The organism is uncultured Azonexus sp., assembly GCF_937982035.1.
GTDB lineage: Bacteria > Pseudomonadota > Gammaproteobacteria > Burkholderiales > Rhodocyclaceae > Azonexus.
Genome location: NZ_CALJNI010000001.1, coordinates 326,039 through 339,076, shown reverse-complemented (window position 1 = coordinate 339,076; position 13,038 = coordinate 326,039). Strand labels below are relative to the sequence as shown.

Here is a 13,038-nt window from a genome sequence, read left to right as displayed (position 1 = left end):
TCATCAAGCGGTAAGCAAGGGCCTTCAGGCTGCGATGCCCGCCATCGGCGGGCGCATTCCGTGGTATAAACCTCGCCCAAAGTAATAGATTAAGAGACAAAGTTTCGTGCCGTTCGGCTTCTACATCATCATGGCCGCGCAGTTTTTTTCCGCGCTGGCCGACAACGCCCTGCTGATCGTCGCCATTGCCGCCCTGCGCGACATGCAGGCGCCGGCCGAGTACGAGCCGCTGCTCAAGACCTGCTTCACCATCTCCTATGTTGCCCTGGCCGCCTTCGTCGGCGCGTTTGCCGACTCGATGCCCAAGGGCCGGGTCATGCTGATCAGCAACAGCGTCAAGATTTTCGGCTGCGGATTGATGTTCCTCCACGTTCACCCGCTCGCCGCCTACGCCATCGTCGGACTGGGCGCCGCCGCCTATTCACCGGCCAAGTACGGCATCCTCACCGAATACCTGCCGCATCGCCTGCTGGTCGTGGCCAACGGCTGGATCGAAGGCCTGACCGTCGGCGCCATCATCCTCGGCGTTGTCATCGGCGGCCTGCTGATCCAGCCCAACGTGACCAACCACCTGCTGGCCATTGATTTCCCGCTGATCGACACCGGACTCGACACCACCGCCGAGATTGCCGTGGCCATCATCGCCCTGCTCTACCTGCTGGCTGCGCTGTTCAATTTCTTCGTTCCCGACACCGGCGTCGACCACAAGCCGCTGAAGAAGAATCCGGCCTACCTGTTCCACGAATTCAATCACTGCCTCAAACTGCTCTGGCGTGACCGGCTCGGCCAGATTTCCCTGGCCGTCACCACCCTGTTCTGGGGGGCCGGCGCGACGCTGCAGTTCATCGTCATCAAATGGGCCGAAACCGCACTCGGCCTCAACCTGTCGCAATCCTCGATGCTTCAGGGCGTGGTCGCGGTCGGCGTCGCCACCGGCGCCATCGTCGCCGCCAAGTTCATCACCCTGCGCAAGTCGGTGCGGGTCATCCCGCTCGGCATCGCCATGGGCATCATCGTGCTGATCATGAACTTTGTCAGCGACATGTGGCTGGCCGTCCCGCTGCTGATCCTGATCGGCGCCCTGTCCGGCTTCTTCGTCGTACCGATGAACGCCCTGCTCCAGCACCGCGGCCACATCCTGATGGGCGCCGGCCACTCGATCGCCGTGCAGAATTTCAACGAAAACCTATCCATCCTGGTGATGACCGGCCTGTACTACGTGATGATCCGCGCCGACATGTCGATCTACTGGGTTCTGACCCTGTTCGGGCTGTTCGTCAGCGGCATCATGTACCTGATCCGCGAACGCCACCTGGCCAACCAGCGCGACCGCGACGACGTGATGCACCTGGACGATTCCCCGCACTGACCATGACGCTGCAAGCCTACGCAGGCGTCGCCCCCTACATCACCAAGGACGGCTCCGAAATCCGCGAACTGATGCACCCGTCGGTACATGGCAATCGCGCGCAAAGTCTCGCCGAAGCCACCATCCTGCCCGGCTGCAAAACCGAACTGCACCGCCACGCGATCACCGAAGAGCTTTACCACATCACCGCCGGCACCGGCCTGATGACCCTGGGCCAGGAACATTTCCCTGTCCGGCCGGGCGACACCGTCTGCATTCCACCGGGCACGCCACACTGCATCGAAGCCACCGGCGAGGCACCGCTCAAGCTGCTGTGCTGCTGTTCTCCGGCTTACGACCACGCGGATACTGAACTGCTTCAGGGCTGAGCCGGAGAACGTGTCGATGTTTTGCGGAAATATCGACAGGTTTCCTTGATCTGTCGACGGCAACGACATGTTCGGGCACTTGCTGAGCGCCTGCTAAAATCCGCATCTTTTTCCACCTGACCCAGCCGATGAGCAAAACCGCCGACAGCCCCAAGCACACCCCGATGATGGTCCAGTACCTCGGGCTCAAGGCAAAGCATCCGAACACCCTGCTCTTTTACCGCATGGGCGACTTCTACGAGTTGTTCTACGAGGACGCCGAGAAGGCGGCGCGGCTGCTGGACATCACGCTGACCACGCGCGGGCAGTCGGCCGGGGTGCCGATCAAGATGTGCGGCGTGCCTTTCCATTCGCTGGAGCCTTATCTGGCGCGGCTGGTAAAGCTGGGGGAGTCGGCGGTGATCTGCGAGCAGATCGGCGATCCGGCGACCAGCAAGGGGCCGGTCGAGCGGGCGGTGGCGCGCATCGTCACGCCCGGCACGCTGACCGATGCGGCGCTGATCGACGACAAACAGGACATCTGGCTGCTGGCGGTGACGACGCTGCGCAACACGGCCGGCATTGCCCGGCTGAACCTGGCCAGCGGCGAGTTCATACTGATCGAGGTGCCGGCTGAGCAGATTCCGGCGACGCTGGAGCGCATCCGCCCGGCGGAAATCCTCTATCCGGAAAGCTGGACGCCCAATTTCGGCGTCGACGTGGCGCGCACGCGCCAGCCGGACTGGTATTTCGATTTCGACTCAGCCCGGCGCCTGCTCTGCGACCAGTTCGAAGTCGCCTCGCTCGCCGGTTTCGGCGCCGAAGGCCTGAAGCCGGCGATTGCCGCGGCCGGCGCCCTGCTCCAGTACGCGCAGGCGACGCAGTCGGGCAAATTGCCGCATTTGCGCGGCTTGACCGTGGAAATCGAGGGCGCCTACCTCGGCCTCGATCTCGCTACCCGGCGCAACCTGGAACTGACCGAGACACTGCGCGGCCAGCCGTCGCCGACGCTGTTTTCGCTGCTCGACAACTGCGTCACCAGCATGGGCTCGCGCCTCTTGCGCCATACGCTGCACCACCCGCTGCGCGATCGGGCGATCCCGGCCGCCCGCCACGGTGCCGTCGAAGCCCTGCTCGACGATTACGGCCGCCTGGCCGGCGAGACCAGAAAAGCCCTGCGCGGCATCGCCGACATCGAGCGCATCGCTGGCCGCATTGCCTTGCGCAACGCCCGTCCGCGCGACCTCGCCAGCCTGCGCGAATCGCTGGCCCGCCTGCCGGAACTGCGCGCGCCGCTGGCCGGCACGCCGTCGGCTTTGCTGCAGCAGTCGTTCGCCGAACTCGAAATGCCGGCCGAAACGCTTGACCTGCTGGTCCGCGCCATCGCCGCCGAACCGGGCGCCCAGGTGCGCGACGGTGGCGTCATCGCGCCGGGTTACGACGCCGACCTGGATGAGCTGCGCTCGCTCAACGACAACTGCGGCGCCTTTCTGGTCGACATGGAAGTGCGCGAGCGCGAGCGCACCGGCATCGCCAGCCTCAAGGTCGAATACAACAAGGTGCATGGCTTCTACATCGAGGTCACGCACGCCAATGTCGACAAGATCCCCGACGACTACCGCCGCCGCCAGACGCTGAAGAACGCCGAGCGCTACATCACGCCGGAACTGAAGGCTTTCGAAGACAAGGCGCTGTCGGCGCAGGAGCGTTCGCTAGCGCGCGAGAAGCTGCTCTACGAGGGCATTCTCGACGCGCTGCTGCCGGTCGTGCCGACGCTGCAGACCATTGCCCGCGCCGTCGCCCAGCTCGACCTGCTCGCCGGGTTCGCCGAGTCGGCCTTGAAGCGCAACTGGTGCAAGCCGGAATTTGCCGAAGAAACCCAATTGACCGTCGAAGGCGGCCGTCATCCGGTCGTCGAAAACGAACTCGCGCAGAGCGCCGAGACCTTCATCGCCAACGACTGCCGGTTGGCCGAAAGCCGGCGGCTGCTGCTGATCACCGGCCCAAACATGGGCGGTAAATCGACCTACATGCGCCAGGTGGCGCTGATCGCCCTGCTCGCCCACATCGGCAGCTTCGTGCCCGCCGACCGCTGCGTGCTCGGCCCGCTCGACCGCATCTTCACCCGCATCGGCGCTTCCGACGATCTGGCGTCCGGCCGCTCGACCTTCATGGTCGAGATGACCGAAGCCGCCGCCATCCTGCACCACGCGACGAACCAGAGCCTGGTGCTGATGGACGAGATCGGCCGCGGCACCTCAACCTTCGACGGCATGGCGCTGGCCTTCGCCATCCTGCGCCACCTGATCGACAAGAACCGCAGCCTGACGCTGTTCGCCACGCACTATTTCGAACTGACCCGGCTGTCGCACGAATACAGCGAACTGGCCAACGTGCACCTCGGCGCCGTCGAGCACAACGACCGCATCGTCTTCATGCACGCTGTCGAGGAAGGCCCGGCCAACCAGAGTTACGGGATCCAGGTGGCGGCGCTGGCGGGAATTCCGTCGGCCGTGGTGCGTGCGGCGAGAAAACAGCTACGTGAATTCGAGCAGCGCGCTGCCGTCGATCCGCTGCAACCCGACCTGTTCGCCCAGGATTTCCCGGCTGAACAGGCCGAAGCCAGCGAACCGGCGCCGCATCCGGTGGTCGAGCACCTCGGCGCCATCGACCCGGACAGTCTGACGCCGCGCGAGGCACTCGATGCGCTGTACGCGCTGAAAGGTTTGCTGAAGTAGCGAGCTTAGTGGTCGCAGCCGTCCTCATCGTCGGCGCCATGCACGTGGCCGTGCTCGATTTCCTCGGCGCTGGCCGGGCGGATGGCGGTGACGGTGCAGGTGAATACCAGGGCGCTGCCGGCGAGCGGATGGTTGCCGTCGAGGACGACCTTGTCGCCTTCGATGTCGGTCACGCGGTAGATCACGAAATCGTCGTCGCTACCGTCTTCCGGGCCGCCTTCGAACTGCATGCCGACCTGGAGTTCCTTGGGGAAATCCTTGCGCGGCTCGATCTGGACGAGTTGCGGGTCGTATTCGCCGAAGGCTTCGTCGGGCTGCAGCTTGACCTGGACCGACTCGCCGACGCTCTTGCCCTGCAGGGCTTCTTCGATCTTGGGGAAGATGTCGTCGTAGCCGCCGTGCAGATAGACGAGCGGATCGCGACCTTCGTCCACGACTTCGCCATCGGGATCGGTGACATGGTAGTCGAGGGTGATGACGGTATTGCGGGCAACCTGTTGGTTCATGTGTCGAGTTCCTTGACGAGGGCCAGTACTTCCTGGGCATGACCCTTGAAATTGACGTTGTAAAGCGCATGGCGGATGACGCCGCTGCGATCGATGATGAAAGTTGAACGGACGATGCCGGTTTTCGGCTGCCCATCCACCTCCCTCGTCTGCCAGACACCGTATTGCCGGCAGACTTCGCCTTCGGCGTCGGACAGGAGATTGATGCCTATGCCTTCCCTGTCCCTGAATTCCTGGTGTTTGAGACAGTCTTCCCGGTTGATGCCGAGTATGCTGCAACCCAGCTTCCGGAAATCGACCTCGTGGTCGGAAAAATCAGTGACTTCGCGCGTACAGGAGGGTGTTCCGTCCTTCGGGTAGAAAAGCAGGACAAGGTGTTGCTTATCCTGAAAACTCGCCAGATCGACAGTCTCCATATCAGCATCCGGCAAGCTGAATGTCGGGGCCTTATCGCCATTCTTGAGCAGCATGTCGTTCTCCTTGAGTGCTCAGCGTGGGACTGCTGAGAACGATTCTAGCTGAGCAAAATGGCGGTGGCTACAAGGTTTGAAGCGATTTACCGGCGCTCGCCAGCGGGCTCGTCGGGAATCTGGACAAACACTTCGTCCTGTTTCACCATGCCGAGTTCAAAGCGCGCGCGCTCCTCGATGGCATCGTAGCCCTGCTTGAGATCGCGGACCTCGGCATCGAGGCCCGCGTTGCGGATTTCCAGCTTGCGGGTTTCCTCCCGCTGGACCTTCAACTGACGGTCGTACTCCCATACCTTCAACCATCCTCCCTTGCCCAGCCACAATGGGTACTGGAGGAGGACGATCAGGGCAAGAAGGCCGACCGTCAGCCAGCGCATGAACGATCAGCGCAGGTTGTAGAAAGTCTCACGACCCGGATAGGAAGCGGTATCGCCAAGATCTTCCTCGATGCGGATGAGCTGGTTGTACTTGGCGATGCGATCCGAGCGCGACAGCGAACCGGTCTTGATCTGGCCGGCATTGAGACCGACGGCGATGTCGGCGATGGTGCTGTCTTCGGTTTCACCCGAGCGATGCGAGATCACCGCGGTGTAACCGGCGCGCTTGGCCATTTCGACGGCGGCGAAGGTTTCCGACAGCGTGCCGATCTGGTTGATCTTGATCAGGATGGCGTTGGCGATGCCCTTCTGGATGCCTTCCTTGAAGATGCGGGTGTTGGTGACGAAGATGTCGTCGCCGACGATCTGCACCTTGGAACCGAGGCGGTCGGTCAGCAGCTTCCAGCCGTCCCAGTCAGCTTCGGACATGCCGTCCTCGATCGAGACGATCGGGAACTGATCGGCCAGGTTGGCCAGGTAGTCGACGAACTGGGCCGAGGTCAGCTGCAGGCCTTCGCCGGACAGGTGGTACTTGCCATCCTTGTAGAACTCGGAAGCGGCGCAGTCGAGGGCCAGCAGCACGTCCTGGCCGGGCACGTAGCCGGCGGCCTCGATCGCCTGCATGATGATCTGCAGGGCTTCGGCGTGGCTACCGAGGTTCGGGGCGAAACCGCCTTCGTCACCGACGGCGGTCGAATGGCCGGCCTTGTCGAGCAGCTTCTTCAGCGCATGGAATATCTCTGCGCCGCAACGCAGGGCTTCGCGGAAGGTGTTGGCACCGACCGGCATGACCATGAATTCCTGGATGTCCAGGCTGTTGTTGGCGTGCTCGCCGCCGTTGATGATGTTCATCATCGGCACCGGCATCTGCATCGGCGCCATGCCGCCGAAGTAGCGGTACAGCGGCAGGCCGGATTCCTCGGCAGCGGCCTTGGCGACGGCCATCGACACGGCCAGGATGGCGTTGGCGCCGAGACGCGACTTGTTGTCGGTGCCGTCGAGCTCGATCATCGTCTGGTCGATGAAGGCCTGTTCCTGAGCGTCGAGGCCGATGATCGCTTCCGAGATCTCGGTGTTGATGTTCTCGACGGCCTGCATCACGCCCTTGCCGAGGTAACGGCTCTTGTCGCCGTCACGCAGTTCGATGGCTTCGCGGGTGCCGGTCGAAGCGCCCGACGGAACAGCCGCACGCCCCATGACACCGGACTCGAGCAGGACATCGGCCTCAACCGTGGGATTGCCACGGGAATCCAGGATCTCGCGGGCGACAACATCAACGATAGAACTCATATTTCTTCCTTGTAAACAGAAGGTTGAAAAAACAAATTAAAGTAAATTATTAGAATTTCAATTCTTCAAAACCGGCCGATTTGGCGGCCTTGTCCAGCGCCACCAAGGTCGCCAGCAGGCTTTCCATGCGATCCAGTGGCCAGGAATTCGGGCCGTCGGAGAAGGCCTTTTCCGGGCACGGATGGGTTTCCATGAACAGGCCGGAAATCCCCACCGCCACCGCCGCCCGTGCCAGCACCGGAACGAATTCGCGCTGACCGCCGGAAACCGTACCCTGCCCGCCCGGCAACTGCACCGAGTGGGTGGCATCGAACACCACCGGGCAACCGGTCTCGCGCATGATCGCCAGCGAGCGCATGTCGGAAACGAGGTTGTTGTAGCCGAAGCTGGCACCGCGTTCGCAGACCATCAGATTGTCGGCACCGCCATTGACCTCACGCGCCTTGTCGACGACGTTCTTCATGTCGCCCGGCGCCAGGAACTGGCCCTTCTTGATATTCACCGGCTTGCCGCAGGACGCCACGGCGTGGATGAAATCGGTCTGCCGGCAGAGGAAGGCCGGCGTCTGCAGCACATCGACCACGCTCGCCACCTGGGCGACGTCGTTGCCGTCATGGACATCGGTCAGCACCGGCACACCGACCTGGGCGCGCACAGCCTCAAGAATCTTCAATCCGCCATCGATGCCCGGACCGCGCACCGACTTGCCGGAGCTGCGGTTGGCCTTGTCGTAGGACGCCTTGAAGATGTAATTGACACCCAGGCGGGCGCAGATTTCCTTCATGCGGCCGGCGACATCGACGCACAATTGCTCCGATTCGGCGGTACAGGGACCGGCGATCAGGAAAAAAGGCTGGTCAAGACCAGCCTCGAAACCGCAGAGTTTCATCAGTTCTTGCCCTGCTTGTTGGCCAGCGCGGCCTTGACGTAGGACGTGAACAGCGGATGTCCCTGGCGCGGATTGGAGGTGAATTCCGGATGGAACTGGCAACCGACAAACCACGGATGGACGTCGGCCGGCAGTTCGACCATTTCGCACAGGTCGGTGCCCGGCGCCCGGCCGGAAACGACCAGGCCCTTGTCTTCCAGTTGCGCCAGCAGCGTGTTGTTCACTTCATAGCGATGGCGGTGACGCTCGGTGATCTCCGCGGCGCCGTAGATCTGGCGGGCCAGCGAACCTTCCTTGAGCTGGCAGACCTGGGCGCCGAGGCGCATGGTGCCGCCGATGTCGGAATCCTCGCTGCGCTTCTCGATCTTGCCGGAGGCGTCGAGCCACTCGGTGATCAGGCCGATCACCGGGTACGGCGTGTCGGCGACGAACTCGGTCGAGTGCGCGTCCTTCAGGCCGGCAACATGGCGGGCGAATTCGACGACGGCCATCTGCATGCCGAGACAGATGCCCAGATACGGCACCTTGTTCTCGCGGGCATAGCGGATCGCGGCGATCTTGCCTTCGGTACCGCGGCGGCCGAAACCGCCCGGCACGAGGATGGCGTCCATGCTCTCGAGCACGCCGGTGCCGTTCTTCTCGATCTCTTCCGAATCGAGATAGACGATGTTCACCTCGCTGCGCGTGTGGATGCCGGCATGCTTGATGGCTTCGATCAGCGACTTGTACGACTCGGTCAGATCGACGTACTTGCCGACGAAGGCGATCTTCACCTGGTGCAGCGGATGCTCCAGCGCCACGATCAGGTTTTCCCAGACCGACAGGTCGGCCGCCTTGGCCAGGATGCCGAGCTTGTGGCAGACGATTTCGTCGAGCATCTGCTCGTGCAGCATGCCCGGGATCTTGTAGATGGAGTCGGCGTCGAGACACTCGATGACGGCTTCCGGCATGACGTTGCAGAACAGCGCGATCTTGCGCCGCTCCTCGACCGGAATGGAGCGGTCGGCACGGCACAGCAGGATGTCCGGCTGGATGCCGATCTCGCGCAGTTCCTTGACCGAATGCTGGGTCGGCTTGGTCTTCAGTTCGCCGGCGGTCGGGATATAGGGTAGCAGCGTCAGGTGCATGTAGCAGACGTTGTTGCGGCCTTCCTCGATGCCCATCTGGCGGATCGCTTCCAGGAAGGGCAGCGACTCGATGTCGCCGACCGTGCCGCCAACCTCGACGATGGCCACGTCGGCCCCCTCGGCGCCGGCCTTGACCTTGCCCTTGATCTCGTCGGTGATGTGCGGGATGACCTGCACCGTCTTGCCGAGATATTCACCGCGGCGCTCTTTCTTCAGCACCGTGTCGTAAATCTGGCCGGTGGTGAAGTTGTTGCGCTTGGTCATCTTGGCGCTGGTGAAGCGCTCGTAATGCCCCAGATCGAGATCGGTCTCGGCGCCATCCTCGGTTACGAAGACCTCTCCGTGCTGGAAGGGACTCATCGTGCCGGGGTCGACGTTGATGTAGGGGTCAAGCTTGAGGTGGGTAACCTTGATGCCGCGGGATTCCAGAATGGCCCCGAGCGACGCGGCGGCGATGCCTTTGCCCAGTGAGGACACGACACCACCTGTAACGAAAACGTATTTGGTCATGGAAAGACAGGCTGCGGGAAAGCAGAATGATAGCCGAAAACATGCCGGGAGCGAAAGCCGTCCGCCGCTTCCGCCAGTCTCCGTTAAAATACCCGGCAACTGAAACAGACCGGAAAAGCACACATGTCCCAATTCTCTTTTGACGTCTCCATTGAGGAATTCGAAGTCAAGGTCCTGCAGGCCTCGCTGCAGGTGCCGGTGGTGGTCGATTTCTGGGCGCCCTGGTGTGCCCCATGCCAGACGTTGAAGCCGATGCTGGAAAAACTGGCCGAGGAATACCAGGGCCGCTTCCTCCTGGCCAAGGTCAATTCCGACGAATACCCCCAGCTGGCCGGCCATTTCGGCGTGCGCAGCATTCCGTCGGTGAAGGTCGTTTTCCAGGGACAACTGGTCGATGAATTCAACGGCGCCCTGCCCGAAGGCCAGGTCCGCCAGTTTCTCGACCGCATCGCCCTGCCCGCCGGCGAAAACGCCAACCCGCGCGAAGAGGCCGCCGCCCTGGCCGCCGAAGGCCGGTTCGAGGAAGCGCTGGCCAAGCTGGTCGAGGCCAGTCAGGCCAATCCGCAGGATCAGGCGGTGCAACTCGACGCCATCGAGGTACTGATGCATCTGGGCCGCAACGACGAAGCCGCGCAGTTGCTGGCCGGCGAATTCAAGGACGAACCGGCGCGCGCCGGCGCCCTGCGCGCCCGCCTGGCACTGGCCCAGGGCGCTGCCGACACCGAACCGCTGGAAGCGAAGCTGGCCGCCAACCCGGACGACCACGCCACGCGCCTCGAACTGGCCAAGGCCTATGCCGCGCAAAGCCGTTTCCGCGAGGCGCTCGACGCCGCGCTCGAAGTCGTCCGGCGCGACCGTTTCTTCGACGAAGGCGCCGGGCGCAAGGCCCTGCTCCAGTTCTTCGAGGCGCTGGCTGGCGAACAGTACGACGATCTCGTCCGCGAATATCGTCGCAAACTCTCCGCCGCGCTGAACTGACCTCACCGGTCGGTGCCGGCGCGCACCGACCGCCGCGATGCAGCTTTTCTACACCGACGTCTTCGTTCTGCCGCTGCCGCCGGGGCATCGCTTCCCGATGGAGAAATACGCCCGCCTGCGGCAGACACTGCTCGCCGGCGGCGATTTTTCACCAGACGACTTCCATCTGCCGCACGCCGCTACCGACGAGGAACTGCAGCGCGCCCACGACGCTGACTACATCCGGCGCATCAGCCTCGGCGAGATCGACGAAAAGATGCAGAAGGCCATCGGTTTTCCGTGGAGCCCGGGCATGGTCGAGCGCTCCCGGCGCTCGGCCGGCGCCACCATCGACGCCTGTCGTGCCGCCTGCGCCAGCCGGGGCATCGCCGCCAATCTGGCCGGCGGCACCCACCACGCCTTTGCCGGCCATGGCGAAGGCTTCTGCGTCTTCAACGATGCTGCCGTCGCCGCCCGGGCGATGCGCGCGGAAGGACTGGCCGGGCGCATCCTGATCGTCGATTGCGATGTGCACCAGGGCAACGGCACGGCCGCCATCCTCAGGAACGATCCCGACATCTTCACCTTTTCCATTCACGGCGCCCGCAACTACCCATTCACCAAGGAAAACAGCGATCTCGACATCGAGCTGCCCGACGGCTGCGGTGACCCGGCCTACCTGGCCCAGCTCGAGCATGGACTGGACACCGCCTTCGATCTCGCCTGCCCCGATCTGGTCATCTACCTGGCCGGTGCCGACCCCTATGCCGACGACCGGCTCGGCCGCCTGGCACTGAGCATGAACGGGCTGGTGGAACGCGACCGGCGGGTATTCCGGCGCTGCCGGGACGGCGCCATTCCGGTGGCCGTCGCCATGGCCGGCGGCTATGCGCGCAACATCGACGACACGGTCAGCATCCATGCCGCCACGATCCGCCTCGGCCGCGCCATGTGGCGCTAGAATCACGGCATGGACACCCGTCTCCTCCTGAGCCCATCGCTACGCCGCATCGAAGCCCGCCACGCCGACCTGCCGCTGATGCAGCGCGCCGGCCAAGCCGCCGCCGACCTGGCCAGCCAGCTGGCCGGCGAGCGTAACCGCCCCATCCTGGTGCTGGCGGGCCCCGGCAACAATGGCGGCGACGCCTTCGAGGCGGCCCGACTGCTGCGCCAACGCTTTTTCGATGTCCGCGTGCTGTTCGCCGGCCAGGCGGAACAACTGCCGGCCGACGCCGCTGCGGCCTGCCGGCGCTTCATCGACGCCGGCGGCGAGTTTTCCCGGACCGTGGAGGACGACCGGCACTGGGGCCTGATCATCGACGGCCTGTTCGGCATCGGACTGAAACGGGCGCCGGAAGGCATCTACGCCGAGTGGATCGCGCTGGCCAACCGCCTCGCCCGGCGCGACGACTGCGCCCTGCTGGCGCTCGACTGCCCGTCCGGCCTCGACGCCGACACCGGCCACCGGCCCGGCATCTGCATCGAAGCCACACACACCCTGACCTTCATCGCCGGCAAACCCGGCCTGCTGACCGCCGACGGTCCCGACCACTGCGGCGAAATCGCCATCGCCACGCTCGACCTCGACACGACCGGCGGCGACCCGGCCGACGGCCACATCGTCAGCCGCCAGGATTTCGCCGGGCGCCTCAAACCCCGGCGCCGCAATTCGCACAAGGGCAGCTTCGGCGGCGTCGGCATCGTCGGCGGCGGCAAGTCGATGAGCGGCGCCACCCTGCTCGCCGGTCGCACTGCGCTCAAGCTGGGCGCCGGCCGCGTCTATCTCGGCCTGCTCGACCCGGACGGACCGAGCGTGGACCTTGTCCAGCCGGAACTGATGATCCGCCGCATCGACACGCTCTTCCAGGCCGACCTGCAGGCGCTGGTGTGCGGCCCCGGGCTCGGCACCGCCGGCAGCGCAGCCGATTGCGTCGAGCAGGCGCTGAAATGCCCGCTGCCCCTGGTCCTCGACGCCGATGCCCTGAACATCCTGGCCAGCGACGGGCGCCTCGAAGGCAACCTGTACAACCGCGTCGCGCCGGCCATCCTGACCCCGCACCCGGCCGAGGCCGGTCGCCTGCTCGGCTGCTCGACGCGCGAGGTGCAGCACGACCGCATCGCCGCCGCCCGCGAGATGGCTGCGCGCTACGGCTGCCCGGTCGCCCTCAAAGGCTGCGGCACGATCGTTGCCGGACCGGATGGCCGCTGGTGGATCAACACCACCGGCAATCCGGGCATGGCCACGGCCGGCATGGGCGACGTCCTGAGCGGCATGATCGCCACCCTGCTGGCCCAGCAATGGCCGGCGGAACAGGCCTTGCTGGCGGCTGTGCATCTGCACGGTGCGGCCGCCGACCGGCTGGTTGCCGACGGCATCGGCCCGATCGGCCTGACCGCCGGCGAAGTCATCGACAGCGCGCGCTGCCTGGTCAACGACTGGCTGCGCTGAAGTGCAGCC

The 13,038-nt window shown here is 64.4% G+C and carries 12 protein-coding genes; 6 read left to right on the top strand and 6 right to left on the bottom strand.

Annotation, left to right across the window (positions count from 1 at the left end; all coding sequences use genetic code 11):
• Window positions 1-106 precede the first annotated feature (106 nt).
• The 3 genes from lplT (at window position 107) to mutS (ending at window position 4,454) form a co-directional block, all read left to right on the top strand.
• Window positions 107-1,369 (top strand): lysophospholipid transporter LplT, encoded by a 1,263-nt coding sequence (gene lplT, locus Q0799_RS01585; RefSeq protein ID WP_298393461.1) that lies wholly within the window; start codon window positions 107-109, stop codon window positions 1,367-1,369.
• 2 nt (window positions 1,370-1,371) lie between these two features.
• Window positions 1,372-1,737, top strand: a complete 366-nt coding sequence (locus Q0799_RS01580; RefSeq protein ID WP_298393459.1) for a cupin domain-containing protein — start codon at window positions 1,372-1,374, stop codon at window positions 1,735-1,737.
• Between the two features lie 128 nt (window positions 1,738-1,865).
• On the top strand, window positions 1,866-4,454 hold the full coding sequence (gene mutS, locus Q0799_RS01575) for a DNA mismatch repair protein MutS (RefSeq protein WP_298393457.1): 2,589 nt from the start codon (window positions 1,866-1,868) through the stop codon (window positions 4,452-4,454).
• Window positions 4,455-4,459: 5 nt separating this feature from the next.
• Here the strand turns inward: mutS and Q0799_RS01570 are convergent, their stop codons facing one another.
• The 6 genes from Q0799_RS01570 to Q0799_RS01545 all read right to left on the bottom strand — a co-directional run bounded on the left by Q0799_RS01570 (window position 4,460) and on the right by Q0799_RS01545 (window position 9,623).
• Window positions 4,460-4,960, bottom strand: coding sequence for a peptidylprolyl isomerase (locus Q0799_RS01570; protein ID WP_298393455.1), 501 nt, complete (start codon window positions 4,958-4,960; stop codon window positions 4,460-4,462).
• Window positions 4,957-5,427, bottom strand: coding sequence for a peroxiredoxin (locus tag Q0799_RS01565; protein ID WP_298393566.1), 471 nt, complete (start codon window positions 5,425-5,427; stop codon window positions 4,957-4,959). Before Q0799_RS01565 ends, Q0799_RS01570 begins: the two co-directional genes overlap by 4 nt.
• Window positions 5,428-5,516: 89 nt before the next feature.
• The gene (gene ftsB / locus Q0799_RS01560) at window positions 5,517-5,807 is read right to left on the bottom strand and encodes a cell division protein FtsB (RefSeq protein ID WP_298393453.1); all 291 of its coding nucleotides are present in this window, start codon (window positions 5,805-5,807) and stop codon (window positions 5,517-5,519) included.
• 6 nt (window positions 5,808-5,813) lie between these two features.
• On the bottom strand, window positions 5,814-7,097 hold the full coding sequence (eno, locus tag Q0799_RS01555) for a phosphopyruvate hydratase (RefSeq protein WP_298393451.1): 1,284 nt from the start codon (window positions 7,095-7,097) through the stop codon (window positions 5,814-5,816).
• A 49-nt stretch (window positions 7,098-7,146) separates the two neighbouring features.
• Complete coding sequence (kdsA, locus tag Q0799_RS01550; RefSeq protein ID WP_298393449.1) at window positions 7,147-7,986, bottom strand: 3-deoxy-8-phosphooctulonate synthase; 840 nt, start codon at window positions 7,984-7,986, stop codon at window positions 7,147-7,149.
• On the bottom strand, window positions 7,986-9,623 hold the full coding sequence (locus Q0799_RS01545; RefSeq protein WP_298393446.1) for a CTP synthase: 1,638 nt from the start codon (window positions 9,621-9,623) through the stop codon (window positions 7,986-7,988). The genes kdsA and Q0799_RS01545 overlap by 1 nt, the downstream gene beginning before the upstream one ends.
• A 123-nt stretch (window positions 9,624-9,746) precedes the next feature.
• On the opposite strand from Q0799_RS01545, the gene Q0799_RS01540 reads away from it, so the two are divergent.
• From Q0799_RS01540 to Q0799_RS01530, 3 genes are read left to right on the top strand one after another with little or no spacing between them, the layout of a single operon-like run.
• The gene (locus Q0799_RS01540; protein WP_298393445.1) at window positions 9,747-10,601 is read left to right on the top strand and encodes a tetratricopeptide repeat protein; all 855 of its coding nucleotides are present in this window, start codon (window positions 9,747-9,749) and stop codon (window positions 10,599-10,601) included.
• 37 nt (window positions 10,602-10,638) lie between these two features.
• Entirely contained in the window at window positions 10,639-11,541 is a 903-nt protein-coding gene (locus Q0799_RS01535) for a histone deacetylase (protein ID WP_298393442.1), read from the top strand.
• 9 nt (window positions 11,542-11,550) lie between these two features.
• Entirely contained in the window at window positions 11,551-13,029 is a 1,479-nt protein-coding gene (locus Q0799_RS01530; RefSeq protein ID WP_298393440.1) for an NAD(P)H-hydrate dehydratase, read from the top strand.
• Window positions 13,030-13,038: the final 9 nt, after the last annotated feature.